At 43.1% G+C, this 26,793-nt stretch carries 21 protein-coding genes; 10 read left to right on the forward strand and 11 right to left on the reverse strand.

Features of this window, described 5'->3' with window-relative positions; all coding sequences use genetic code 11:
• Positions 1-27 precede the first annotated feature (27 nt).
• From IDJ75_RS02765 to IDJ75_RS21090, 3 genes are all read right to left on the reverse strand, one after another.
• Positions 28-702 carry a lipid-binding SYLF domain-containing protein gene (locus tag IDJ75_RS02765; RefSeq protein ID WP_191174080.1) on the reverse strand — a complete coding sequence of 225 codons (675 nt, stop codon included), beginning with the start codon at positions 700-702 and terminating at the stop codon, positions 28-30.
• Between the two features lie 91 nt (positions 703-793).
• Positions 794-1,108 (reverse strand): DUF1203 domain-containing protein, encoded by a 315-nt coding sequence (locus tag IDJ75_RS02770; protein ID WP_224746516.1) that lies wholly within the window; start codon positions 1,106-1,108, stop codon positions 794-796.
• Positions 1,081-1,272, reverse strand: a complete 192-nt coding sequence (locus IDJ75_RS21090) for a hypothetical protein (RefSeq protein ID WP_224746461.1) — start codon at positions 1,270-1,272, stop codon at positions 1,081-1,083. Before IDJ75_RS21090 ends, IDJ75_RS02770 begins: the two co-directional genes overlap by 28 nt.
• 126 nt (positions 1,273-1,398) lie before the next feature.
• On the opposite strand from IDJ75_RS21090, the gene IDJ75_RS02775 reads away from it, so the two are divergent.
• Positions 1,399-2,385, forward strand: coding sequence for a phenylacetate--CoA ligase family protein (locus IDJ75_RS02775; protein ID WP_191174878.1), 987 nt, complete (start codon positions 1,399-1,401; stop codon positions 2,383-2,385).
• Between the two features lie 59 nt (positions 2,386-2,444).
• Positions 2,445-3,107 (forward strand): PH domain-containing protein, encoded by a 663-nt coding sequence (locus IDJ75_RS02780; protein ID WP_224746462.1) that lies wholly within the window; start codon positions 2,445-2,447, stop codon positions 3,105-3,107.
• Between the two features lie 43 nt (positions 3,108-3,150).
• Here IDJ75_RS02780 and IDJ75_RS02785 read toward each other — a convergent pair whose 3' ends face one another.
• The 4 genes from IDJ75_RS02785 to tyrS form a co-directional block, all read right to left on the reverse strand.
• On the reverse strand, positions 3,151-4,032 hold the full coding sequence (locus IDJ75_RS02785) for a GLPGLI family protein (protein ID WP_191174082.1): 882 nt from the start codon (positions 4,030-4,032) through the stop codon (positions 3,151-3,153).
• A gap of 87 nt (positions 4,033-4,119) precedes the next feature.
• Positions 4,120-4,572 (reverse strand): RES family NAD+ phosphorylase, encoded by a 453-nt coding sequence (locus IDJ75_RS02790; RefSeq protein ID WP_191174083.1) that lies wholly within the window; start codon positions 4,570-4,572, stop codon positions 4,120-4,122.
• Positions 4,573-5,067, reverse strand: coding sequence for a type II RES/Xre toxin-antitoxin system antitoxin (parS, locus tag IDJ75_RS02795; protein ID WP_191174084.1), 495 nt, complete (start codon positions 5,065-5,067; stop codon positions 4,573-4,575). It lies immediately after the preceding gene.
• 38 nt (positions 5,068-5,105) lie between these two features.
• Complete coding sequence (gene tyrS, locus IDJ75_RS02800; RefSeq protein WP_191174085.1) at positions 5,106-6,389, reverse strand: tyrosine--tRNA ligase; 1,284 nt, start codon at positions 6,387-6,389, stop codon at positions 5,106-5,108.
• Positions 6,390-6,565: 176 nt separating this feature from the next.
• On the opposite strand from tyrS, the gene IDJ75_RS02805 reads away from it, so the two are divergent.
• Both IDJ75_RS02805 and rpsA read left to right on the forward strand, forming a co-directional pair.
• A complete protein-coding gene (locus IDJ75_RS02805; protein WP_191174086.1) occupies positions 6,566-7,255 on the forward strand; it encodes a hypothetical protein in 690 nt (229 codons plus the stop codon).
• 191 nt (positions 7,256-7,446) lie between these two features.
• On the forward strand, positions 7,447-9,456 hold the full coding sequence (gene rpsA / locus IDJ75_RS02810; protein ID WP_191174087.1) for a 30S ribosomal protein S1: 2,010 nt from the start codon (positions 7,447-7,449) through the stop codon (positions 9,454-9,456).
• A gap of 92 nt (positions 9,457-9,548) precedes the next feature.
• On the opposite strand, the gene IDJ75_RS02815 is transcribed toward rpsA, so the two are convergent.
• Complete coding sequence (locus IDJ75_RS02815) at positions 9,549-12,296, reverse strand: hypothetical protein (protein ID WP_191174088.1); 2,748 nt, start codon at positions 12,294-12,296, stop codon at positions 9,549-9,551.
• A gap of 177 nt (positions 12,297-12,473) precedes the next feature.
• Between IDJ75_RS02815 and pyrR the strand changes: the two genes are divergently transcribed.
• Both pyrR and IDJ75_RS02825 read left to right on the forward strand, forming a co-directional pair.
• On the forward strand, positions 12,474-13,022 hold the full coding sequence (pyrR, locus tag IDJ75_RS02820; RefSeq protein WP_191174089.1) for a bifunctional pyr operon transcriptional regulator/uracil phosphoribosyltransferase PyrR: 549 nt from the start codon (positions 12,474-12,476) through the stop codon (positions 13,020-13,022).
• 93 nt (positions 13,023-13,115) lie between these two features.
• On the forward strand, positions 13,116-14,039 hold the full coding sequence (locus tag IDJ75_RS02825; protein ID WP_191174090.1) for an aspartate carbamoyltransferase catalytic subunit: 924 nt from the start codon (positions 13,116-13,118) through the stop codon (positions 14,037-14,039).
• A 114-nt stretch (positions 14,040-14,153) separates the two neighbouring features.
• Here IDJ75_RS02825 and IDJ75_RS02830 read toward each other — a convergent pair whose 3' ends face one another.
• Together IDJ75_RS02830 and IDJ75_RS02835 are read right to left on the reverse strand one after the other, a co-directional pair.
• Positions 14,154-15,242 carry a hypothetical protein gene (locus IDJ75_RS02830; protein ID WP_191174091.1) on the reverse strand — a complete coding sequence of 363 codons (1,089 nt, stop codon included), beginning with the start codon at positions 15,240-15,242 and terminating at the stop codon, positions 14,154-14,156.
• A gap of 91 nt (positions 15,243-15,333) precedes the next feature.
• Positions 15,334-16,635 carry a flavin monoamine oxidase family protein gene (locus tag IDJ75_RS02835; RefSeq protein ID WP_191174092.1) on the reverse strand — a complete coding sequence of 434 codons (1,302 nt, stop codon included), beginning with the start codon at positions 16,633-16,635 and terminating at the stop codon, positions 15,334-15,336.
• Between the two features lie 275 nt (positions 16,636-16,910).
• Here IDJ75_RS02835 and IDJ75_RS02840 point away from each other — a divergent pair, with 275 nt between their 5' ends.
• On the forward strand, positions 16,911-19,232 hold the full coding sequence (locus tag IDJ75_RS02840; protein WP_191174093.1) for a glycoside hydrolase family 65 protein: 2,322 nt from the start codon (positions 16,911-16,913) through the stop codon (positions 19,230-19,232).
• The gene (locus IDJ75_RS02845; protein ID WP_191174094.1) at positions 19,233-20,942 is read left to right on the forward strand and encodes an alpha-amylase family glycosyl hydrolase; all 1,710 of its coding nucleotides are present in this window, start codon (positions 19,233-19,235) and stop codon (positions 20,940-20,942) included.
• Positions 20,943-20,944: 2 nt separating this feature from the next.
• On the opposite strand, the gene IDJ75_RS02850 is transcribed toward IDJ75_RS02845, so the two are convergent.
• Entirely contained in the window at positions 20,945-21,664 is a 720-nt protein-coding gene (locus IDJ75_RS02850) for a TylF/MycF/NovP-related O-methyltransferase (RefSeq protein ID WP_191174095.1), read from the reverse strand.
• A 273-nt stretch (positions 21,665-21,937) separates the two neighbouring features.
• Here IDJ75_RS02850 and IDJ75_RS02855 point away from each other — a divergent pair, with 273 nt between their 5' ends.
• Both IDJ75_RS02855 and glgB read left to right on the forward strand, forming a co-directional pair.
• Positions 21,938-24,352 carry a glycoside hydrolase family 31 protein gene (locus IDJ75_RS02855; protein ID WP_224746517.1) on the forward strand — a complete coding sequence of 805 codons (2,415 nt, stop codon included), beginning with the start codon at positions 21,938-21,940 and terminating at the stop codon, positions 24,350-24,352.
• Between the two features lie 256 nt (positions 24,353-24,608).
• Positions 24,609-26,792: a 1,4-alpha-glucan branching protein GlgB gene (gene glgB, locus IDJ75_RS02860; RefSeq protein ID WP_191174097.1), complete on the forward strand. Its 2,184-nt coding sequence runs from the start codon at positions 24,609-24,611 to the stop codon at positions 26,790-26,792.
• Position 26,793: the final 1 nt, after the last annotated feature.

The raw sequence follows: 26,793 nt of genomic DNA on the forward strand, positions 1-26,793 counted from the left end.
GGGGCTTTTTAATAAAATTAGTTTTACTTACAATGCTTTCAAAGCAGCTTTTAACTCTGTAACTGCTGCGGTTTTATCTGTTGATCTTGCAAAAAGATCGGCCGATGCAGAAACTTCGCCATAATAAGCGGTGTTAGCGCTTTTGTTGATAGCCAGATTTGAACCGTTTATGCTAATACCTGCAAATAAACCTTTACTGCGCGAGTAAGAGTAAACCTCGGCCTGTAGCTTGTAGTCGGTGCTGGCTGTAGAGCTGCGGCCAACCGGGCCGGCAGCTGCAGATACATCACCACCAATGGTAAAATCACCGTTTTCGACCTTAGCCAGTACGCCTTTGTTGCGGAAAACCAAAACCATATCAACAGATTGTACGCCAATCTGGAAACCAATACTGCCACCGGTAAGCGTTATAAATACCGGGTCGCTCCACTGGCCATTGGCCAGTTTAACCATGGCAACACCTTGTCCGCGTTTGCCGCCAATACCAAAACCGGCGTTGATCAATTTCGGGATAATTACAATACCCTCATACTGTTCAATCAGCTCATGCGGGATGCTTTCTTTCATTTTTCCAAAATCTTTTAAAACCTTGGTGGCGTCGTTGATTTTTTCGGTTCCTTTATCATCAGCAGGCTTTGCTGAGGCAAGTATAAAAAATGCGCTTAGCAGTAGAGGTAAGCTTAAAAATTTTAATGTTTTCATGGGGTAGATATTATTAATTATTGTATTATTTGTACAAGCAAATATAACTCCAAATCAGAATATTTATTCAGGAATGCATTGCAGATTATTGTCAAAACCGTTCAATTTTACATATAAACCAGCAAGCCTGTGCGTTACGGGCATGCAGGTAATCAACACTTGGGTTATCATTAAATATCTTTAATATCAGTTCATCAACATCCTTATCGGCCACAGTTTCTGTTAAAACCATCATTTGTTTGGTATTGTAGCCAATAAGTGTTAACGGGAAGCTTTTTCTATTGGCCTTTATTTCCGGTGGGAAACAATGCACATCGCTGTATTGCTCTACATCTGCTTTGTTAATAAATACCGGACCGGGTTGGTTGTAAGCATTTTCTATATCAAAAGGAGAGTGCTTAAACAGAAGGCGGGTATCACACCTTTTTCAAAAGGTTTTAATGATACGCGGCATGGCCCAAGCCCGGTAGCCAATTGCTCAACAACCAGGTTGTTAAAATCATCAATCATGGTCGATTTTATCTTTTGTGAATACGCACGCGATAGCGGTACTATTTTAAATATTTTCATACACCAAATTTCTACCAAAGCGCGGCTGTTAAAACCCGAAACTTGCGGACTTAAATGAATTATTTACATTCATCTGCATATCCACACATCCGCATATCTGCACATCTTCCTATCTTTGCCCGCAGCATGATAAAACCCGGTAAACAACAGGTATTCGCCATAAATAATGAGCAGAGCTTTAAAGAAATTGCTTTACAGGTATTCAATTACCAGGCGGCAAACTGTGGTGTTTACAAGGCTTTTATTAATGGGCTGAAACTTAACCCGGCTGATATTAAGTCGGTTGAGCAGATTCCTTTTTTGCCGGTTGAGTTTTTTAAAGCACACGCCGTTGTTACTTCGAACGAACCAGATGATGTGATTTTCACCAGTTCGGGCACTACGGGAATGATAACCAGCAGCCATCATGTAACGGATGTAAGCTGGTACGAAGAGAGCTTTCGCCGTGCCTTCAGTTTATTTTATGGCGATATAAAAGATTATACAGTGCTCGCTTTGCTGCCCGCATATCTGGAACGCGAAGGGTCGTCGCTTATTTACATGGCGCAGGACCTGATCACTCAATCAGCCAATCCTAATAGCGGTTTTTACCTGTACAACCACCAGGAACTTTATCTTAAACTGAAACAGCAAAAAGCAGATAATAAACCAACCCTGCTCATAGGCGTTACTTTTGCTTTGCTTGATTTTACGGATAATTACCAAATAGATTTCCCGGAGCTGATCGTAATGGAAACAGGTGGGATGAAAGGTCGCCGTAAAGAGATGATCCGCGAAGAATTACACGCTGCATTATGTGCAGGGTTTGGCGTTGATGCCGTCCATTCAGAATACGGGATGACGGAGCTTTTATCGCAAGCCTATTCTAAAGGCATAGGGATATTTAACTGTCCACCATGGATGCGGATAATTACGCGCGATACCAACGATCCTTTTACTTTAGTTGGAATAGGTAAAACAGGTGGTGTAAATATCATTGATCTGGCCAATATTAATTCCTGTTCGTTCATAGCCACGCAGGATCTGGGGAGGGTGTATGCCGACGGCTCTTTTGAGGTGATAGGCAGGTTTGATAACTCGGATATCCGCGGCTGTAATTTGCTCATCGCCTAATATTTATCTAATTAGCATTAATATTATTATTTTTGCGACCTCAAAGAACAACAATGATCATGATCGACAAATTCTTACGCGACGAGCAAGACCCTAAAGCGGTTGAAAAAGTACACAGCCGTTTGGTTGATTTGCTTACCACCGGCGAGGAGATTATATACATAGCTGTACAGAAAAAGCCTATAGTAAATCTTTTTCCGGATTGTATCGCTATCACCAATAAACGTATCCTTTTCTTTACCCCGGCAAATCTTGGCCTATCCATTAAATTTGTTGATTTTGTATGGAAGGATATTGTTGATGTATATACCAAGGAAGAAATTATAGGAGCTGTTTTCAGCGCCAAAACCACAATAGGTACCGAAATGGGTGTTGATTACCTGCCTAAAGTACAGGCACGTAAACTATACCAATACGCCCAGGAGCGTAAAGAGGCAGAGCGCGAAGCCCGCCGCCTGCGCGAGCTGGAAGAAAAACGTGCCGAATCTGGTGCAGTAAACATCGATCATGCGTCGAATGTGGGTTTCCAGGCACCGGTACAACAACAGCCGCCTGTTTCTGCGCCAGTACCAACCCCGCTACCTGCACCTGTTGTGCAAGAGGAACCAAAAAAGGATGAGCTTACCGAAAAGCTTAAAAGGCTGAAAACGCTTTTCGAAAGTGGTTTGATCTCGCAGGAAGAATACAACCACAAAAAATTGGAATTACTAAGCGATTTTTAAGCTATACTAATGTTAAATAGTAAATAGGCTTGCATTTGCAGGCCTATTTTTTTTCGGGCAATTCTATAGGGTTGTTTATTATCCGGGTGTTGGGCGATGATGATTTTACTACATTGATAGATACTATTTTATTGGGGTCTATATCGCCCATAAATAATTTTGCCCCCCGGCGCGCGCCGGAGTTGCTGCCATGTGATGCTTTGCTAAAGCCGGCAGGATCTTTAGCCTTCGCCTCCTTTAACCTGGCCAGATCCTGCGGAGTGGTTTTAATATCGTCTGCGGGTGGTAAAATAGATTGATTTAAGTTGCTGATATCCTCGAAACCAGTAAACTTAAATTGCACTTCTTTTTTTGAGTCGGATGCTTCCAGTATTAAGCCTGGCAGGCCGTTAAGCTTCCACGGCCCGTTATGAAAGGGCAGGTCGGGGCAAAACCAGGCGGTATAATCGCGGCCTTTAAAGTGCGCGGTTGCTTTTTGCGCGTGCAGTGCGCCAAAACTCATGGTGTCTTTCTGTATAGCCCATTTAATAGTGGGTAGCGGTTCTTCAACCAGGTAATAATTAACTATCTGCTCTTCGGTGTATAGTTTTTTGTCGTTAATGTATTGGTAATACTCTTCGTTTGATACCAGCCCCGGGCTGGTAATGGTAAGGTTAAGTCGGTTAGGGTCAGTAGCTGTTTTTACCTGGTTAGCAATTTGGTTGGCCATCATTTCTTCCTGTTGTTGCTTGGTTAAGCTGCGATAGGCACTTGCATTGCGCCCCAGCAGTAAAACCATATTTTCGGTATAAGGCTTGTTCCTGTAGGTTGTGTCCCTAAGGTGGATGAATTCGTAAGTGGCTTTGCCGATAGCCACATCCGTTTTTTGCGCAGAGCAAACTGCTGCAGAAAATAATACCGAGGCAGAGAAGAGTACTTTTTTCATTGATCTATAAATAAGCGAGTTTATAAAACTAAATATTTAGTTTGAATATACCTCATCTATTTATAAATATGTATTAGGGAGGGGAAGCTAAATCAGCCTGTCGTCAAAGGTAAAGGGATGGGTATTTAGGATTTTTACCTTTTTGATATCAGGGTGCCATGGGTTAAGCAGGTAGTTATATTCTTCGGGTACAACAGACGACGGCACCTTCATCATCAGGTATTTAGTTTCTTTGATGAATTGGTTACCCAAGGTTTTAAGTTCGGCAGGCGATGAGGCATCTTGCCAGTTATCGGGCAGTGTTTTTACGTCGAGCGTTAAAATGCTGTTATTGGGTACCTCTACTTCGGCAACGCAAAAGTTATCGGGCAGTAAAAGCGGGGGAAGGTGTACAAGTACTTCCAACACGGCTAATGCCCGTGATGACGCCATGTAAACCATTGATTTGCCCTCACTGTTCCAGCGCCCGCCATAAAGGCGCGCACCGGTGCCGCTTAAATCTTGAATGTATGTACAGTTAGCAATACGATACAGTATCATTTATGCAAAAATGCCGTGTTCAATGCGGCCAAGCTCTTTAAAAACCATATCAAACCCTGCCGAGGTATCAAGAATGGTGACAGGGGCTTCGCCTTTAAATACAAAGCTTGGCGCTTTTACCCAAAGTTTAAATTTATCCATCGAACCAAAAACTTCTTCGCCGCGGGTATACAGGCGGGCAAGCTCAACAGCCTTTTCGGCGTACTCTGTTTTAATGATGGCGTCATCCTCGTAGCGTTGTAAAGTGCGTTCAGAGATATGCAAAATGTTGGATAACTCCTGGATGTTTAAAGATATTTTTTTTGCTAACGCAAGTAAGGCCTTTTTGGGAAATCCCTGGCGCGCCAGTTTAATAATGTCAAAATCAGAAGATGTTGTGGCAGTTTTTGCGCCACCCAATAAATTATAAAACGGGGTTGATGATACCTGGGTAATATACATTGCCATAGGTTCATTAACCTCGTTTTTTGCAGTATGTTTTATTTTGTACGACATTTATACAAATATAATTACAAAATGTCGGATAATCCAAATTATTTTACAACAATTAAAAAGTAATTTCTTTTACCTTTTTGCGCTATTAAGTACTTGTTATTAATAAGGTTGGCAACGGTATAAACATCATCAGGGGTATTTACTTTTTCTTTGTTGATAGCTACGCCACCGCCCTGTATCATTTTCTTAGCTTCGCCTTTTGACGGGAATACAGCGGTTTTAGCAGCTAACAAATCTGATACGTTTATACCTGCTTCAATATCGCTTTTTGCTATCGTAAAGTTAGGCACGCCGCTAAATATGGCTAATATTTCTTCGTTATCCAGCTCGCTTAAAAACTCGATACCGGTATTGCCAAATAAAAACTCGGTTGATTTGATAGCCTTTTCAAAACCAGCCTCGCCATGTACACGCAGGGTTATATCTTTCGCCAAAGCTTTTTGCAGTACACGGGTGTGTGGTGCTGCATCATGCTCGGTTTCCATCGCTTCAATAACCTCACGCTCAAATAACGTAAATATGCGAATGTACGCCTTTGCATCAATATCGGTAGTGTTGAGCCAAAACTGGTAAAACTGGTATGGTGATGTACGTACAGGATCCAACCATACCGCGCCGCTTTCGGTTTTACCGAATTTTGTGCCGTCCGCTTTTTTAATCAATTGGGTGGTTAAAGCGTAAGCTTCACCCTGGTCCTTACGGCGAATTAGTTCTGTGCCGGTAACAATGTTACCCCACTGGTCGCTGCCGCCCATTTGTAATACGCAGTTATTATTTTTCCACAGGTAGTAAAAATCATACCCTTGTACCAACTGGTAAGTAAATTCGGTGAACGACATGCCGGTGTCGCCTTCCAGTCGTTTTTTAACCGAATCCTTCGCCATCATATAATTAACGGTAAGGTGCTTGCCTACATCGCGGATAAAATCAAGGAACGTGAAGTTTTTAAACCAATCGTAATTATTAACCATTTGGGCGCTATTGGCGCCGCTGTTAAAGTCGAGAAATTTTTCAAGTTGTGCCTGCACCGATTTAAGGTTGTGGTTCAGCACATCCTCGCTCAGTAAATTACGCTCGGCCGATTTGCCTGATGGGTCGCCCACCATACCCGTAGCGCCACCAACTAAAGCATAAGGTTTATGGCCTGCGCGCTGAAAATGGATCAGTGTCATGATCTGGGTTAAATGGCCTACGTGCAATGAATCGGCAGTAGGGTCAAAACCAATATAGCCCGAAGCCATACCTTTGTTCAACAGTTCTTCGGTGCCGGGCATAATATCATGCAGCATTCCTCTCCAGCGTAATTCTTCAACAAAATTCATCTTGTATATTTTAAAACCGATTTCATCGGGATGGCAAAGATAATAGAATAATTATTTGGTGAGTAACTGTTAAAATAGAGTTATTAAACCGTCATGATTTTATAATATCTGTAAGCCGCTTTAAACTTTAGCCCGATTTTTGTATTTTGTTCAAAACAGACGTTTCAACGCCTTTTATGAATTTTCTTTCTCATTATTATTTCGACCGGGATAACATCAACTGTTACTTTATCTTAGGAACAGTACTGCCCGATCTTTTAAAAAATGCCGACAAAACAATTGTTTTGCATCCCGAGCATTTAGTACATGCCGATGCCCGTGTAAATTCAATTATACAAGGATGGAATAAGCACCTGCTGGTTGATAAGTATTTCCACTCTGCCGATTTTTTCCTAACCCACTCGCATACCCTCAAAACCCTGCTTGCACCTGTTATTACCGAATCGCCGGTTAAACCTTTCTTTTTGGGTCATATCGCAATTGAGCTGATATTGGATAACCTGCTTATTACAACCGATGAAATAAACGTAGGTGAGTTTTACGATCACATTGATAGTTGCGAAGATGATGTTATCCGCGAGTTTTTAGATTTTGCCGGTATGAAAAACCCCGATGTATTCTTCAGGTTTCATGCCGAATTTAAGCGCAGCCGATATTTAAACACCTATATTAATATAGAGCAGATAACGTATGCCTTAAAACGGATCTGCATGCGCATATGGCGCAACCCCTTTACCCCGCAGCAAGAGTCGCAAATGACTGGCATCCTGCTCAAATACAGGCTTGGTTTAATAGCTGATTTTATGAGCATTTATAACGAAATAGGATTGAAGTTGCATACAGGTGAAACAAACAGGCATAACTAAACTCCCCATCTTGTCAAAAAAGTAGTGCGTACTGGCTCTTTAGCGCCGGCTTATCTCAAAAAGCGTTAATTTTTTCAATAAAAGTGCTTAAAACTCAATAATTAACACTAAAAATATTTTTATCTATATAAATTATATCCGTACCTTTGCAGTCCCAAACGAGCGTTGGGAAAAAGGAGTAAAATTTATTAATGGCAAAAAAACAAGAAGCAGAAAAAGAATTAAAAGCAAAGCAAGCTGAGCTGGATACAGTTACGGCAACTGCTGAGAAAGAAACAATTGAATCAGAAGCTGATTCAATATCAATTGAAGACATCAAGTCACAAATCGCAGCAACACCTGATCAGGATTTTGACTGGGATGCAGATGACAAGAAATTTGGTAACTACAGCGATAGCGACCGTGAGAAATTAGAAAAACTTTATGATGGAACATTCAGCTCTATCACTAAAGGCGAAATTATCACTGGTACAGTTGTAAACATCAATAACAAAGATGTGGTATTAAACATCGGATTTAAATCTGACGGTTTAGTATCTGTTTCTGAGTTCCGTGATACACCAGACCTTAAAGTTGGTGATACAGTTGAAGTATTTGTAGAATCACAGGAAGATGCTAACGGTCAGTTAGTATTATCTCGTAAACGTGCAAAAACTCAAAAATCATGGGAGCGCATTAATTCGGCTCTGGATAACGATGAGATCATCACAGGCTTTGTAAAAAGCCGTACTAAAGGTGGTTTAATTGTAGATATTATGGGCGTTGAAGCCTTCTTACCAGGTTCACAGATCGATATCAAACCAATCCGTGATTACGATGTGTACGTTGGTAAAACAATGGAATTTAAAGTTGTTAAGATAAACCACGAGTTTAAAAACGTTGTGGTATCGCACAAAGTGCTTATCGAAGACGATTTGGAAAACCAAAAAACCGAAATCGTGGCCAAACTTGAAAAAGGCCAGGTATTGGAAGGTACTGTTAAAAACATTACCGACTTTGGTGTATTTATTGACCTTGGTGGTGTTGACGGTTTACTGCACATTACAGATATTTCTTGGGGTCGTATCGAGCATCCAAGAGAAGTTCTTGCATTGGATCAGAAGATCAACGTTGTTGTTTTGGATTTTGATGACGAGAAAAAACGTATCGCTTTAGGTTTAAAACAACTTACCCCACACCCTTGGCAGTCATTGGATGAAAACATCCAGATCGGCTCTAAAGTAAAAGGTAAAATTGTAACCGTTGCTGATTACGGCGCGTTCTTAGAAATTATCCCGGGTGTTGAAGGTTTGATCCATGTGTCAGAAATGTCATGGTCTCAAAACCTGCGTAACCCTCAGGAATTTCTGAAAGTTGGCGACGAAGTTGAAGCCCAGGTATTAACCTTAGACCGCGACGAACGCAAAATGAGTTTAGGTATCAAACAATTGACTCCTGACCCATGGCAAAACGCAGGCGAGAAATACGCCATTGGTACTCAGCACCTTGCTACAGTTAAAAATATGACCAACTTTGGCGTGTTTGTTGAACTGGAAGACGGAATTGACGGCCTTATACACATCTCTGACCTATCATGGTCTAAAAAAGTAAACCACCCTAACGAATTTACTAAGGTTGGCGAAAAATTAGACGTAGTAGTTCTGGAGCTTGATATCGATAACCGTAAATTAAGCTTAGGCCACAAACAGCTTGAAGAAAACCCTTGGGATACTTTTGAAACCATCTTCACTATTGATTCAATACATGAAGGTACCGTGTTAAAAGTAACTGATAAAGGTGCTATCGTAGCGTTACCTTATGGTGTTGAAGGCTTCTGCCCAACTAAACACCTGGTAAGAGAAGATGGTAAATCAGTTAAAGCTGAAGAAACCGCTGAGTTTAAAATCATTGAGTTTAACAAAGAGAACAAGCGTATTGTAATTTCACACTCACGTATATGGGAAGAAGCTCGTGCTGATGCTCGTGTTCAGGAGTTCGAAAACCGTAAAAAGGAAGCAAAATCTGCTAATAACGCGGTTAAGAAAGTGAAAGAATCAGTAGAGAAATCAACTTTAGGCGACCTTAGCGTTCTTGCTCAGTTAAAAGAGCAGATGGAAGGTGCAGAAAGCAAAGCGGCTAAAAAGCCTGCTGCTGCTCCTGCTGCTAAAAAAGCTGAACCGGAATCTGAAGCTCCTGCTGCTGAAGAAACCGAAGAAGTTTAATCTTTTAAAGTTTACATACAAAGCCCTTCCGAGCAATCGGAAGGGCTTTTTTTATGCCTGATATCTTGTTAGGATAGGGTTTATGGGATAGTTCAGTTAATAGCTTTATTATCAACTTTTAATTTTAGGGTTTGTACGCCGAAATGCCCAAGCATATCTGTACCCTCAAAATTTACAGTGTAGGTCGATGGCTTATCGGCCGTATAGAAGGATAGGGTTGCTTTGCCATTTTCGTCGGTTATTAAACTGGGCTCCCAGTGTATTGTTGCACGGTTTACCTGGTTATCGTAAGTATTGTTCACTGTATAACGTGGTTTGTAAAACTGCCTTGCTTTATAGGCTGTTTCGGGCCGGTAAACGTATATGCCTGATGGCGAACTGGTGGCTGGCCCGTTCCCCCCGCGGGTTTGGATAACCAAATACGCCACTACATCTTTAAGGCCCCGGCTATAAGCGTGGTATACAACAATTTGCTTTACATCTGCCGCTAAAAGCCCTGTTAAATACGATTTTAAAAAGTTAAAATGGTTATTCGGTACATTCGTCATGGTATAAAACCTTGCCACGTTAATACCGTCTATAATAAACCATATAACAGCGTTACCATTCATCAGGAAATTGCTGTTAGGGTTTCCTCTGTATCCGGTTACTACCTTAAAACCTTTTTGGTTGGCAAGCAGGTAATCGTAAAGATTTTGCCGTCCGGCTTTTATGAGTTGTTTTTCATCTATAAGCGCATCATAAAAATCAATGTCATCGCCGTTGGCATCTTTTAATGTTGTGGTGCGTTTGGCATTAACTTTTACCTCACCCAGCAGTGTACCCTTAACATCTCCCAAAGCTATTTTTGCTGATGCCTGTTTATTGGCCGTATTATTTTCATAATATTTTAGCAAAGTGTTATCGGTATTAATAAACCAGGGCATTAAAGGGGTAGTGTACAGCGGCAATTTTCCCGCCTGTTTTATTTCGTCAACATATATTTCACCGCCAAAAGTGCTGCCCTTTTTGTTATTTACCTTAACCGTATATATTACCGAATCAAGGTACGGGATATTATCAAAAAAAAACCGCCCGTTTTTACCGCTTACAGTATCCATCACCATCAAAGTTTCTTTGTTTGATAACAGTAAGGTTACTTTGGCCTTGTCGATAGGCTTTTTAAACATACCATATAAACTACCACTTAGCATATTACTTGTTTCGGGTAAAAATCGTGGCTCTTTTATGGGGTGGGCAAGGTTATCCCAGTTAAAACCCGTCCACCCCTGTGTTAGCAGCAGGTCATCCAGCGCCGGGGTGGTTTCTGCATTATTACCCGTAAAATACCAGCCCGGTTCTTCAATGTTTCCCTTTAGTTCGGATGCCAGCAGCATATTGCTTAAAATATTATTGCCATAGGGAGAGGTTTTTACCTGGGCGTCGTCGGTAACTGCCGCTGTAAAAACACTGTTACGGGCAGGGTTGCCATCGGGGTTAAGCACGGTAACGCCTATGGCTACACTATCTTTGGGCTGGTAGGTGAGTTTATGGGCCACCGGGGTAATGGCAAGCCTGTCGTGCCGGTCAATAAATACCTTGCGTTCATTTAGTGGGATGCCTGCATCATCAATTACGGTAAAGTTTACAATGCCGGTAACAAACTTGCTTTTGGGGAGGCTTACGTTGTAGTAGCCTTTGTTTAAGTTAAAAACAGTGCCAAAGTAAATGGTGTCTTTTGCCTGGCTTACAAGGTTATAGGTTTTGTTTTGAGCAGCTACATCGGCAGTGGCGCTAATGTAAATATTAACGGTATCAGCCTTAGATATATTATCGATCCTAAAACCAATGCCTTTTGCATTTATCTGTGGCAACGCTATGGTTTTAATGTTGCCCGCATATTTAACCTGCGCGCGGTAAACCTCGTTGGCTAAAGGTACCATTCTAAAATTGCCCATACCGTTATGTGCCGATTGAAACCCACCCACTTCGCGGTTCTTACTATCAACAATTACGCCCGATACATTTATACCCATTCCATCCTCGCCGACGACTTTAAAGGCTATCTTATTAAGCAGCCCGGCAATCAGGTTACCTCCCTCTGGCATAAATTGCACATCAATGTTTTGCGTTTCGCCACCAGGATAAAAGGGGAAACTTTGTCGGTTTTTTTTATCGGCGCTGTTTTGCAAAACCAGTTTTAAATTACGGGTATCGGCATTTGCAGGGAGAGTCCAACTGGTTTTAAAAGTGCCCTGGTCTGATGTGGTGAAGGCTTTTTTAAATACCGTTTTATTGCCATTTACAAGTAGCAGCTGTACATCGGTGTACATCACCGGGCTGTTTTTGGTATCATTTAATTGCACGGCCAGGGTAACTTCTTTGCCACCGGGCGTGGTTTTTACGGAGTGCTGCTCGCTTATGAGCCAGTTGTTTTTGCTGTCGTTGCCAATATAAAATCGTCTATGAAAAAATTGCTCCTCGCCAAAATTTTGCATCCAGTTTGTATAGGCGCGCAGGGTATACCCGCCATCCATCAGTCCGTTTGCCGACAGCTTAAAATCACCTTCGCCTAAACCATTTACAACAGGTATAATGAGCCTGTCGGTAACTCGGCTGCTATCATTTATCAGTTCTACATAAACCTTATTGCTGATGGGCGATGGCTGCCTGTTTGATGCATTTACCAGGTAAACCTTAAACCATAATGTGTCGCCGGTAAAATAGTTTGGCTTATCTAAAACCAGGTGCAGTTTTTCTGATGGCAGGCGTTCCTGGTACTGCTCTATTTTGCTTACAATATCTTTAACCCCTGTTGGTTTGCTTTGAGCAATAGCTTCACCATGCCACAAAATCATCATGAGGATATAGCAGTTAATAATGGAGAAAAAGCGGAGAGAGGTTTTTTTGCAGCGCATATTATAAGTGGTACAAGTAATGTTAAATTTAATAAATTGACCTTTCATTTTCAACTAATGTGTATTCGCTATTCTACAAATCAGCAAAAAAAATTACCTTTGCCCAAATCCACCCTTACGATGCAAAACTTAACGCTGCTCGACGGTCAAAAATTTCAAATAACAATTCAGCGTTTATGTCGTCAATTAATTGAAAATCATAACGATTTTTCAGGTTCTGTTTTAATTGGCATACAGCCACGCGGCATTTACCTGGCTAAACGCGTAGCCGAAGAATTAAGAAAGATACTACCGGAAAGTAAAATAGAACAGGGCGACCTGGATATCACCTTTTACCGCGACGATTTTCGCCGCCAGGGCTCACCGTTGGTGCCTAACCAAACCAAAATAAATTTTATTATTGAAGGTAAGAAGGTAATTATGATGGACGATGTACTGTGGACAGGTCGTACCATCCGCGCCGCTATGGATGCCATGCAGGCATTTGGCAGGCCCGAGAAGGTGGAACTGCTGGCACTGGTTGATCGCCGCTATTCACGCCATATTCCCGTAGCAGCAGATTATGTTGGTATAGAGGTTGATTCTATCGCATCGCAAAAAGTAGTAGTAAGCTGGAAGGAAACCGACGGCGAGGACAGGATTGTACTGGTATCAGAGGCAAATAATTAAAGATTTACGATTTAGATTTACGATTTGGATCAAAATCTATGAAATAAAGAAAGACAAATTCGAAATTGAACATTCGACATTCGAAATAAAAATATGGCTCTTAGCACACGTCACCTATTAGGAATTAAAGATTTGAACCGCTCAGATATCGAACTGATATTTGAAACCGCCGATAATTTTAAAACGGTGCTGAACAGGCCGATCAAGAAGGTACCATCGCTGCGCGATGTAACCATTGCCAATATCTTTTTTGAAAATTCCACCCGTACACGCCTTTCATTTGAACTGGCCGAAAGAAGGCTGTCTGCCGATGTGGTAAACTTCGCGGCATCATCATCATCGGTAAGCAAAGGCGAAACCCTGATAGATACTGTAAACAATATACTGGCCATGAAGGTTGATATGGTTGTAATGCGCCATCCCTACGCGGGTGCGGGCATTTTCCTATCCAAACATGTAAAGGCCCAGATAGTAAACGCCGGAGACGGTGCGCACGAGCATCCTACACAAGCCCTGCTTGATGCTTTCTCCATCCGCGAACGTTATGGCGATGTTGCCGGTAAAAAGGTGGTAATAGTAGGAGATATCCTGCACTCGCGAGTAGCCTTATCAAATATCCTTTGCCTTAAACAATTAGGTGCCGAAGTAATGGTTTGTGGCCCTACAACGCTTATCCCTAAATATATCGGCTCGCTTGGTGTTAAAGTTGAGCACAACCTGATAAAAGCCCTTAACTGGTGCGATGTAGCCAATATGCTGCGTATTCAGTTGGAGCGCCAGGATATCAAATATTTCCCGAGTTTGCGCGAGTACACCATGATGTTTGGCCTCAACAAACAAATTCTGGACTCACTGGACAAAGAGATCACCGTTATGCACCCAGGCCCTATAAACCGAGGCGTTGAAATAACCAGTGACGTAGCCGACAGCAAACAGTCGATCATTCTTGACCAGGTGGAAAATGGCGTAGCTATACGTATGGCGGTGCTGTACTTATTGGCCGGCCAAACGCCTTGATCGTATTTATCTAAAGTGCAGAGGACCATTTTCAAGAGGCACTGCGAGGGCAGAGAGGGCTAACCACCAACAAGGGCAAAGGGCCGCTTCAAGAGGCCCGGCGCTTTTAGGAAATTAATTTACCTTCAACTCATCCCAACCTATTACCACTGTTTGATTTGACTGGCCCCAAAAGGTAACCGTTTTTCGCCTTGGGTCTAAAGTAATTGACCACAGGTAACGTGTGCCGTGCTTTCTCCATTGTTTAACAGGGTTTCCTTCACTATCATAAGCTATTATACAAATACTATTATCGTTATTCTTGTAATCAAAGGCCCAATAAGTATAACCATGAAAAAGCAAAACCAAATATTGTTTACTTTCTGTATACGAATTAGGCCCAGTTGCCCATCCGGTTGTTAGTTCAGCAGGCAAGGCAGGAGCGGCCGATGCAGGCATTTCCTTTATTTCCATGTTCGCAAATTTATCGAAGCCTGCACCATTCGGGTTGGGCTCTCCCACTTTCAGATCATCCCAGGTGCGTGTTATTGTTTTATTGCCTTGCCCGGTAAAGCTCACACGTTTGTTTGGCACATCTACATTGATGTCAGTGATGTAACGTACACCTTGTATTTCCCAGTCTGTTACAATTTCCCCATTCTTATTAAAAGCTATAATGGCGAAGGCAAGGCGGTTATCAGGGTGTTCGTAAACGCGGTAAGTATAATCTCCCCAGGTTAATACAGGCACTCCCAACTTTCGGGCCGTTTCATTCGACTCAAGTTGCCAGGTGCTGTATAAACCGGCAGGTACTGCCGGGGCTTGCGAAACCGGTATTAAACTTACAGCAGGTGGTGGGTAAAGGCTGTAATATTGCATTTCGTTAATACACAATTCATCCAGCTTAACAGTTAGCTTTTCGTTGCCTTGTCCCCAAAAAGTTAAGGTTTTTTCGTCACGCTGTAAGGTAATGTCCCATATATAGCGCGGGCCTTGTTTTTCCCATTGTTTTACAATATTACCGATATGATTGCAAGCTACGATAGTGAAAGCAGAACGATTATCCAGGTATTCAAATGTCCAATATTGATAGCCACCCCAGATCAATACCGGGATCTCGTTGCGCTGATCAAATGTTTCGGGGCCTGATGCCCAACCGGGTCTTGTGCCTGATGGCGGCGCAGGGGCATTTGAAGCCGGAATTAATTCTACAACTGGTTGCATAATATGAGATAGGTTTTAATTGGGGTAAGTTAATTAGCCTGCTTTGTTAAACGCAAGTTGTTTTTAGCTTTTTAGTACCCCTTTTTATCACCTATTTCAGCATTTTCTTTGCCACTTCCAGCCCGCTGGTTAGTGCCGCTTCTACCGTGCCCATGGCCGTGCCATCATATAGATATTCGCCTGCAAAAAACAGCGTGTTCTCAACAGGGATGTTCAATATTTTACGAGCAACGGGCGCTTCAATAGTATCGTAAGCGTAAGACCCACGGGTAAATGGGTCGGCCGTCCAGTTCATAATACGGTAGGCAATGAGTTTGCCTTTCATCTCCTCGAAACTGATCTTAAAAATATTAGCTAACGATTGCAGGCCCTGCTCTAAAATTTCGGTATTGGGGGTATTGGTTTTGTCTGCCGCTGCAGGGCCTCCTATCCAACCGGTAAGTACGGTGGAATGGTCAGGGGCCTGTGTCCACCAGGTAGGGATCTCCTCATCACTAAATAGGTAACCCATTTTGTCAACGTTTATGTCGGCCATTTCATGGCTTTGTCTATCCAGCCAAAAAGCGGTATCAAACTCAAATAATAACTTTATAACCGCACCAAAACCCATTTGCTGTATAGCTTTGGCATATTTGGGTATTTCAGGCGTAAAAACTATAGCACCGGTTTCGCCTTTTGCAGCCTGTAATACACCTAATGGCGTGGCTATCAGCAATTGCCCGGCTTCGTAAACAGAGCCGTCATCTGTGGTGACTTTTACATTTCCTTTTTTCCATTCTATCTCTTGGACCACAGCATTCAGGAATATCTCGCCGCTGTTGGCCTTACATTCTGTGGCCAGGTAACTAATTATGCTGCAGTAACCGCCATCAATCCTATGTTGTGCGTCCATTTCCTCGTGCTGCCATTCGTTACGCAGGGCAAAAGCGCTTGCGTTACGCGGGTCGGCAGTGTCATAGCCGGATACATAGCTCCATACCGAGTTGCGCAGCCAGGTATACTTATCTCCGGGAAATTCCTTCTCTATAAAATTCCATACATTGGTATCTTGTTCAAGTCCGTTTAGTTTTTTAAGTAGCAGGTCCCAGTCTTCTATCACCATGCTGTTCTCCTTAAACGCGCCATTTTCGTAACGCCACATTTCGGCGTTGGCGTTGTGGTAACCTATCCCGGCTTCATTTAAAAGATTGAGCGTAACGGGCAGGTCGCCATGTATAAATTCGGCACCCAACTCGGTAACCTTAAAAAAGGATTCATCACTTAAAGTATGGATTCGACCGCCCAAACGGTTGCGCGCTTCTAACACGGTAACCTGTTTGCCGGATTTGCTAAGTGTGCGCGCAGCCATTAAACCGGCAGCACCGGCCCCAATAATTAAGATCTTGTTTTTCATCGTAGGTAACGCAAGGTAAAAGTAATGCGCGGGAGATGCAAGAATTTTACTCCCCTGTCATCTCTACGCTCAACGCCCTCTCTTCGCGGAAAGAGGGCGGGAGAAATAAGAAACATATCTTTACCCTCTTTGCGTAGCAGAGAGGGTCGCCAGCGAAGCGTAGCGGGGTGAGTTGATACTTACCTCGTGTAAACTTTACACATCAAATTAAATATGCTGATTGTTTCTCTTATTTTAGCCAAACTATTGCCCGCTAACACTGTACCCATATAGCAATGAAACAATATTTTAAGGTTGACGAGTGGAAGATTATCGAAGAGGGTTTCGACCCGCATTATAACAAAGTAGCCGAAAGCGTTTTTAGTCTGGGCAATGGCCGTATGGGGCAGCGCGCCAACTTTGAGGAAGCCTACAGCGGCGAAACCTTACAAGGCAATTATGTGGCTGGGGTGTACTATCCCGATAAGACCCGCGTAGGCTGGTGGAAGAACGGCTACCCTGAATATTTTGCCAAAGTGCTTAATGCTGCCAACTGGATAGGTATTGATGTTTGGATAGGCGAGGAGCAACTCGATCTGGCTAAATGCGAGGTGTTATCCTTTCGCCGGGAACTGAATATGAAAGAAGGCTACCTTAAAAGAAATTTTACAGCTAAAACAGATTCAGGTAAAGGGGTGGAAGTTGAGAGCATCCGCTTTTGCAGTATGGTTGATGATGAATGTGGCGCAATAAAATATACCATAGCTCCGCTGAATTTTGAGGGTGAGATAACGCTCACCCCGTTCATTGATGGCGACATCGTCAATAAAGACTCCAACTACGATGAAAAGTTTTGGGATGAGGTAAGCAAAGCGATTGATGCCGATAATGGCTACGTACAATTGCGAACCAAAAAAACAGGCTTTGAGGTTGCTACCGCGATGAAGTTTAGTATTGAGCAGGATGGTAAGCCAGTCAGCATTCATTCAAACCCGATCCAAAAGGAAAAATACATAGCAGCCGAAGTAAAGTTGCAGGCTAAACAGGGACAATGTATTACGCTGACTAAGTATGCCGCAAACTTGTCGTCGCAAAACCACCCGGCTGCTGAACTGGCAAGTTTATCTGCAGATGTACTAACATTGATTGCATCCAAAGGCTTCGATACCATGCTGGCCGAACAAGCCGCTGCCTGGTCCGAAAAATGGAAGCACAACGATATTATCATAGAAGGTGATGCCGCCGCGCAGCAGGGCATCCGGTTTAATATATTCCAACTAAACCAAACATATACAGGCGAAGACGATCGCCTGAACATTGGCCCCAAAGGCTTTACCGGCGAAAAATACGGCGGCTCTACCTATTGGGATACCGAGGCATATTGCGTACCGTTCTACCTGGCCACGGCCGATCAGAAAGTTGCGCGAAACCTGTTGTTGTACCGCTATAAACAATTAGGTAAAGCTATTGATAATGCCAAACTACTTGGCTTTAAAGATGGCGCGGCACTGTACCCCATGGTTACCATGGATGGTACCGAATGCCATAACGAGTGGGAAATAACCTTTGAGGAGATCCATCGCAACGGGGCTATTGCTTTTGCTATATTTAACTATGTGCGTTATACAGGTGACGAAACTTACCTAACCGACTATGGTTTGGAAGTACTCATCGCTATTTCCCGCTTTTGGGCGCAAAGGGTAAATTGGTCGGCAGAGCGGCAGCAGTATGTGATGCTGGGCGTAACCGGGCCAAACGAGTATGAAAATAATGTGAACAACAACTGGTATACCAGTACCATCGCTGTTTGGTGTTTAAAATATACCATCCAAGCCATTGGCAAGGTAAAAGAGGCTAATCAAGCCAAATACAACGACCTGGTTGCCAAAATAACTTTTAAAGAAGAGCAGGAATGCGAGAAATTCGCGGATATTATCGGTAAAATGTATTTCGCGCACGATGATAAGCTTGGCATCTTTTTACAGCAGGACGGCTATATGGATAAGGAACAGACATTGGTAAAAGACCTGCCTGCAACCGAGCGCCCACTGGTGCAAAAATGGAGCTGGGACAGGATATTGCGTTCCGTCTTCATCAAACAGGCGGATGTATTGCAGGGGCTGTACTTCTTTGAGGATAACTACGACATCGATACCATCCGCAGGAATTATGATTTCTACGAACCGCGAACGGTGCACGAGTCGTCGCTATCCCCCTGCGTACACGCTATATTAGCCGCTAAGCTGGGCGATGTTGAGCGTGCCTATCAGTTTTACCTGCGCACCTCAAGATTGGATATAGACGATTATAACAATGATACTGATGATGGCTGTCATATCACCTCTATGGCCGGTACATGGATGGCCGTAGTAGAAGGTTTTGGCGGGATGCGGGTGAAGGATGGTACATTGTCGTTCAATCCGTTATTGCCTGCCGAATGGGGAGCTTTGTCTTTCCAGATCGGGTTTAGAGGAATATTGTTAAATATCAGGATAAGCAGAGAAGGAGTAACAGTTAAGAATCTGTCCGATACAGAGATGAATATAAAGATTTACGGAACCGATTATTTAATCGATGCAAATTCCGAAAATTTGATCAAATCAAAATTAGCCAACTAAATGCCCAATCATAAACTAATTATATACCAGCTATTGCCGCGATTATTTGGCAATAACAATACTACCAACAAGTTCTATGGCTCGGTAGAAGAGAACGGCGTAGGGAAGCTTAATGATATCACCCATAAAGCCCTTGCCGAAATTAAAGCAATGGGTTTTACCCACGTTTGGTACACGGGTGTGATAGAGCACGCCACCATGACAGATCATTCCGCCTATGGTATTAAAATAGACGACCCCGATGTAGTAAAAGGCCGTGCAGGTTCGCCCTATGCCATAAAAGATTATTACGATATAGCAACCGATCTGGCAGTTGACCCGGAGTTCCGGATCTCGGAGTTTAAAGAACTGGTTGGCCGTACACATCAAAACCAGATGAAGGTGATCATCGATTTTGTACCCAACCACGTGGCCCGTACCTATACATCTGATGTAAAGCCCGACGGTGTGCGCGATTTTGGGGAGGACGATGATAGTACCATGAGCTTTTCGCCCGATAACGATTTTTATTACATCCCGGGCCAGCCTTTTATTGTACCCGGTGGTTATAACCCCGGCGGGGATGAATTTACATCGCCATTAAAGGATGGTAAGTTTGATGAGTTTCCTGCAAAAGCTACCGGTAATGACGTGTTTAATCCCGCACCTACCATAAACGATTGGTTTGAGACCATTAAACTGAATTATGGCGTTTACTACCTGGATGGTAAGAAGTCGTATTTTGATCATATCCCACCGCTTTGGCATAAAATGTTTCATATTTTAACCTATTGGGCCCAAATGGGGGTAGATGGGTTCCGTTGCGATATGATAGAGATGGTACCGGTTGAGTTTTGGGCATGGCTTATCCCTAAAATAAAAGCCGCTTACCCCGATATGATATTCATCGGCGAAGCTTACGATAAAAACCAATACTACAACTATATTCACAATGGTGGGTTCGATTACCTGTACGATAAGGTAGGGCTTTACGATGCCATTCGCAGGCTAACCTGTAACGAGCCCAGCGTATCCACCTGGGAAATAAACGCTGTATGGAACAATCATTGCCGCGGTATAGACGAGCATATGCTGCGTTTTATGGAGAACCACGATGAACAACGCGTAGCCAGTCGCTTTTTTGCAGGCGATGCCATACTGGCTATCCCGGGGGTGATCGTGAGCGCAACACTGGCAACCGGCCCGGTAATGATCTACTCGGGGCAGGAGGTAGGCGAACCTGCAGAAGGCGAAATGGGTTTTAGCGGCGATGATGGCCGTACCACCATATTTGATTATTGGGGCGTACCCGCGCACCAGCAATGGATGAACAACGGTGCTTTTGATGGCGCAAATCTTTCATCGGCACAAAAACAACTGCGTAATTTTTACAGTAAGTTGTTGAATTTGGTAAAAGACAATGAGGCTTTGAGCCAAGGCGAGTTTTACGAACTGATGATAGCCAACGAACGCCAGCACGGGTTTGATACCATGCTGTATATTTACCTGCGCTATACTGCCAACCAACAAGTATTGGTAATAGCTAACTTTAACCGTACCGAACGTGCCATTAATATTAAAATACCGGTAGAATTGCTTGCGCAGTTTGGCCTGAATGGGGCAGCCGTTTTTACAGATATGTTAACAGGCGCTACCTTTAATACAGCTGATATTGATGCCGGTATACCGATTGTTATAGGGGCATGTAATGCTTTATTGTTAGCACTCTAGCACTAAACCTTACGGAAATACGCATGCAGATAGGTGTTGCCGTATAAAGCCATTATGGTTTCGGGCTTACCTGTAAGGAATTCATCGCAGGCAAGTTTTACACCAGGCGCTACATTTGGGGCTATGCCGTTTTCAGCCGGGTCATTATAATCCATCATGATGCATATGGCGCCTGTAGCCATGCGTGGGTAAACACTTTGAAGGCAATGCATCATAACTTTTTTGTGTTCTAACGGGTCGCCGCCAAAACCACAATCTATATGGATAAAGGATAGTTTTTCGGGTAATTCTGACGGCAAAGTATCAAAAAAATTCCCCCTGTGTATTACCGGGGCTTTTAAGCCGGCAGTAATAAAATTCTCTTTTAATTTTTCTTCAATATCACCCTTAAATTTAAACGAAACGCCAAAGCTGTCATACACATGAAGCTTTTTATCAGATGCGTTCACTTCTATGATCTTTTCAAAAAGTGCAGCACATTGGCCTGTGAATGTACCTAATTCTATCACATCGCCCGGTACGTTGCTGGTTATAATGTTGGTTAACAGGTGGTAATAGTTTATCCTTTGCTCAACGGTGTTCATGTCAACACGTGTATCAAGCTGCTGTACCTGGTAGCCCAGGTCCACAAAACGTAATCCTTTATTTATAAAGTTTATAAGCGATACGAATTTTTTTTTGCTGTTTGAATAAGGTGGCTGGGTGATAAAATAATTATTCATTTTGCAATTGTTAGGATAGTTTGCCCTAAGTTATTACAATATTCTTAAAAATGGTATATAGCCGCCAAAAGTTGAGTTTTGGCGTAATTATGGCTTGAAAATTCAGGAAATAATCGTTTATTAGCTGTTACCAATAAATTAGCTGATGTAATAATTTGTGTTTATTGGGCTTTGGCCAATCAGCACAAATTGAATTTGAATTTTAATATGGCAGAAAATATACCCGACCCCAACCCGGAACTGATAACAGCAAAATTGCTGCAGGTGGAGGAGATGTTAGTTGAGGATGAAGAATTTCACCACTTAAATAACCCGGCCGATGGCATTAAACCCATTGTAAAAAAATATCTGGGCATACCCAACCATGCCGAACAGCTTGGCAATAAGATATTCTTTACCGATGGCGATGCCAAAGTAGAGGTTTTGATAGTAACTAACGAGATAATCCGTGTGCGTTTAGCGCCGCACAGCGTTTTCCTGGAAGAGTTTTCATACGCGGTGCCTAAATTACCGCAAACCCCAGTTAAGTTTACACTATTGGAGAACGAGAACGAGTTCCGTGTAACTACACCGGCTATTAACTGCCACATTCGCAAGCAGGATTTCTTTATCTCTTTCTCGGATAAAAACGACCATGTAACCAGTGCTGATGCGGTACCGATGCACTGGGAAGAAAATACTCAATTTGGCGGTTACTACGTGTTTTGCACCAAAACATGCGAGGAGCAGGAAAGCTTTTTTGGATTGGGCGATAAAGCCACCGAATTTAACCTGCGTGGTAAGCGGTTAAAAAACTGGAACACCGATGCCTATTCATTCGGTTTTAACCAGGACCCGCTTTACCGTTCTATTCCGTTTTACATAAGCGTAAGCGATGGCATTGCACACGGTATTTTCTTTGATAATACCTTTAAAGCCCACTTTGATTTTGGTGGTGAAGACCCTACAAAAACCAGCTTTTGGGCAGATGGGGGCGAACTGCAATATTATTACATCCACGGCCCGCATATGATGGATGTGGTGAAGAACTATCACCTGCTAACAGGTACGCACCCAATGCCGCCGCTTTGGGCGCTGGGTTACCACCAATGCCGCTGGAGTTATTATCCCGAAAATAAAGTAAGGGTTATAGCCAATGGCTTCCGCCAGAACAGGATCCCATGCGATGGTATTTACCTGGATATTGATTACATGGATGGCTACCGTTGTTTTACATGGAGCCCCAAATATTTCCCCAACCCTAAAAAAATGATTGCCGACCTGGCCGCCAATGGTTTTAAAACCGTGGTAATTATTGACCCGGGCATCCGGGTGGATGATAATTATTCGGTATTTAAGGAGGGTAAAGAGAAAAAATATTTCTGCCGCCGTTGCGACGATTACTTTATGGAAGGCCATGTGTGGCCGGGCCGCTGCCAGTTTCCTGATTTTACAAACCCCGAGGTGCGCGCCTGGTGGGGCGATCTGTTCGACGAACTTGTTGAAACTGGCGTGGCCGGCGTTTGGAACGATATGAACGAGCCTGCTGTTTTTGGCTCGGGTACCTTCCCGGATGATGTGCGCCATCAGTACGATGGGTATCGTGGGTCGCACCGTAAGGCGCATAACGTTTACGGGATGCAAATGGTGCGTGCAACGTACGAAGGTTTGCGTAAGCAAATGAAAAATAAACGTCCGTTTACCATAACCAGGGCCGGTTACTCGGGTGTGCAACGTTACTCGTCTGTTTGGACGGGTGATAACGTAGCGTCATGGGAGCATTTAAAACTGGGTAATATCCAGTTGCAAAGGTTATCTGTTTCAGGTATCTCTTTCTGCGGAACAGATATCGGTGGTTTCAGCGGCGAGCCTGATGGCGAATTGTTTACCCGCTGGATCCAGATGGGGACCTTTTCGCCGTTTATGCGTGCGCACTCTGCAGGTGATACCAAAGAGCGCGAACCATGGAGTTTTGGCGAGCCATTTACTTCTATTAACCGTAAATTTATTGAGTTGCGTTACCGGTTGATACCGTATCTGTACTCGGCTTTTTGGGAGCATCACCGTTATGGTTTTCCAATATTGAGGCCTGTTGTAATGCATGAGCAGCATGAGGTTTCTAACCATTTCCGCCAGGATGAGTTTACTTATGGCGATAAAATATTGATTTGCCCGGTGCTTGAGCCAAGCCAGAAAAGCCGTAAGGTTTACCTGCCAAAAGGTACATGGTACGATTTCTGGACACTGGAGATGGTAGACGGGGGCAAAGAAGTTGTTGTGCAAACCCCGCTGGATGTTATGCCTATATTTATCAAAGCCGGTTCTGTTATTCCTGAATACCCGGTTATGCAATACACAGGCGAGAAAGAGATAGAAGAAGTTAAACTGAATATCTACTATAGCGATTACGAGGTAAACTCGTTCCTATTTGAAGATTACGGCGAAACTTTTGCTTACGAGCAGGATATTTACCTCGAAAAGAAATTTGTTGTAAAAGGTGATACCGATAAGCTAACCATCAAGCAAAGTATGGAAGGCTTATACACACCACGCTATGAAGGCTATCATATTAAACTTAACGGCTTGCCGTTTAAGCCATCAAAAATTGTAGCCGATGGTAAAGAAATTGCAACCATTAATTCCAACCCTGATAAAACCTACGAGTTTAAGTTCAGTAAGAATTTTAAACAGATAGAGATATTTAAATAGGGTTTAGATTTAACCACTGAGAGCACAGAGTTTACACAGAGGAAGCAGAGAGATTATCTCATTCTCAAAAAGTAAAAACACTGTGTTCTTTGTGGTTTTCTTTGTGCCCTTAGTGGTTAAATCGCTTTTAAAGCCCGAATATTTCTTTTATAATAAACATCTGCCTTTATTGTATGTTCAATAATGATATATTTGATACATGAGGGATTAATATCCTGAACCCAATTTAACCTATACGTACCAACAGCTGCTTACTATGGCAAAGAAAATTTTAAAACCCGATACTGCCTTGCCGGAATCAAAAACCGTAAAGGCGAAAAAAGAAACTAAGCCAAAAGCAGCAGCCCAGGAAACCTGGCCGAAGGATGAGGAAGCACCGGTTATTGTAAAAAAAGCAGTACCTAAAAAAGTTGCGGCTGAAAAGCCTGTTGCCAAAAAAACAACAACTCCGAAGAAATCAAAACCGCTGGAAATTATTGAAAATACCAATAACCTGAAAGCCGTTGAACCATACAGCCGTTTTACCGATTTTGATATCGACCTGTTTAAATCGGGTAAGCACTTTAAGTTGTACGAAAAGCTTGGCTCGCACGTAGTAGAGCATAAAGGCGTTATAGGTACTTATTTTGCCGTATGGGCGCCAAATGCGCAGTACGTAGCCGTAATAGGTAACTTTAACGGCTGGAACAAAGGTTCGCATTCGTTAAATTACCGTTGGGATGCCTCAGGTATCTGGGAAGGTTTTATCCCAAACATCGGCGTTGGCGAAACCTATAAATATTACATCAAATCATCAACAGGTGAAGATCTGGAGAAAAGCGACCCGTTTGCCCTGCGCTGGGAATTGCCCCCGCGTACCGCATCCATCGTAGCCGATACTTTTTATGAATGGGACGATCAACAATGGATGGCCAACCGCCACCAATACACCGCTTTAGATAAGCCATACTCGGTTTATGAAATGCACCTGGGCTCGTGGGCGCGAAGTCCCGAAAGCCCCGAAGAGTTTTTAAGCTACAGGCAGCTTGCCGAAACCTTGGTACCTTACGTTAAGGAAATGGGCTTTACACATGTAGAGTTTATGCCTTTGATGGAGCACCCATACTATCCAAGCTGGGGGTACCAGATCACTGGTTTCTTCGCAGCATCATGCCGTTACGGTACCCCGCAGGACCTGATGTATCTTGTTGAGCAATTCCACAAGGCCGGCATCGGTGTAATACTGGATTGGGTGCCTTCGCATTTCCCGGGTGATGCGCATGGTCTTTATAATTTTGATGGTACGCACCTTTATGAGCATGCCGATCTAAAAAAAGGCTTTCACCCGGACTGGAAGTCATATATATTTAATTACGGCCGTAACGAAGTAAAGGCATTTTTGATCAGTAACGCTTTATTTTGGCTGGACAGGTATCATATAGACGGTTTGCGTGTGGATGCGGTAGCATCTATGCTTTATCTTGATTATTCGCGGAACCACGGCGAGTGGGAACCAAACGTATTTGGTGGTAACGAAAATTTAGAGGCAATATCCTTCCTGAAGGAATTTAATTCTACGGTTTATAGTAATTTCCCCGATGTGCAGACCATAGCCGAGGAATCTACATCGTTTACGGGTGTTAGCCGCCCTGTGTTTACCGGTGGTTTGGGTTTTGGTATGAAATGGATGATGGGCTGGATGCATGATACAATTGATTATTTTGCACATGATCCTATCTATCGCAAATACCACCAAAACCAACTAACGTTTAGTATGGTATATGCCTTTACAGAGAACTTTATGCTGCCTTTTTCGCATGATGAAGTGGTGTATGGCAAAGGATCGATGCTGAATAAAATGCCCGGAGACGACTGGCAAAAATTTGCCAACCTGCGTTTGTTGTACAGTTATATGTTTACCCACCCGGGTACCAAACTAATGTTTATGGGCAGCGAGTTTGGACAGGTAGCGGAGTGGAATTTCCAAAAATCATTAGATTGGCACTTGCTTGAGCACATGAGCCACCAGGGAATGAAAGAAGCTGTAAAAGCTATCAATCATTTATATAAATCTGAGCCCGCCCTTTATGAAAAAGCTTTTGAGTGGACTGGTTTTGAATGGATAGATGCGGGCAACCTTGATGATTCTGTTTTGGCCTACACCCGTAAAGGTGTTGACAGGGAAAACGACCTGGTAGTGGTATTGAACATGACCCCGGTACCGCATTATAATTACCGCATAGGCGTACCGGCAGCAGGGGAGTGGCAGGAGATCTTTAACTCGGATGCCGAAAAATTCTGGGGCAGCGGTTTGATTAATTTCGACCCGATAGCCTCTGAAGCTACCAGTTGGCACGGAAAAGATTCTTCTATAAGTATTACAACACCACCGCTGGGTGCAGCTATATTTAAAAAAGTATCCGGCAAAGCCGAAAAGAAAAAATCTAAAAGCAGCAAATAAT

The organism is Mucilaginibacter rigui, from assembly GCF_014773275.1.
GTDB classification, from domain to species: Bacteria; Bacteroidota; Bacteroidia; order Sphingobacteriales; family Sphingobacteriaceae; genus Mucilaginibacter; species Mucilaginibacter rigui_A.